Annotated in this window: 1 protein-coding gene; it reads right to left on the reverse strand. The window is 49.4% G+C overall.

Annotated features, from left to right (window positions below; all coding sequences use genetic code 11):
- On the reverse strand, positions 1 to 348 hold a 348-nt coding region (locus tag ACL9RM_RS26610; protein ID WP_414126717.1), incomplete at both ends, for a condensation domain-containing protein.

The raw sequence follows: 348 nt of genomic DNA on the forward strand, positions 1-348 counted from the left end.
ATCCAGAGCATACCGCTTGGTCAACGTATCACTAATGGAAGCTCCGATGGAATAAGGAGACATGCGAAAGGCATTATTCTTTAAATCCTGATCGAATTGTCCGAGATAGTTAAAGCTGATTTCCGGCTCGGCGACAAAAGCGGCTTCCCCTTCCCCGTCAGCAAGATATCTCAAAATCCCGTATCCAATTCCTTTATGCGGCAAACGGCGCAGTCCTTCTTTGACGTTCTTGACACGCCGTCCCACATTCTGTTCCTCGCCCATATCGAGTACAACCGGGAATTGGCTGGTAAACCAACCGACCGTACGCGTAATATCCACATCCGGCAAAATAGCTTCCCGTCCGTG

The sequence above is a fragment of the Paenibacillus sp. S29 genome (genome assembly GCF_049319765.1).
In the GTDB taxonomy this organism is placed as follows: Bacteria; Bacillota; Bacilli; order Paenibacillales; family Paenibacillaceae; genus Paenibacillus; species Paenibacillus polymyxa_B.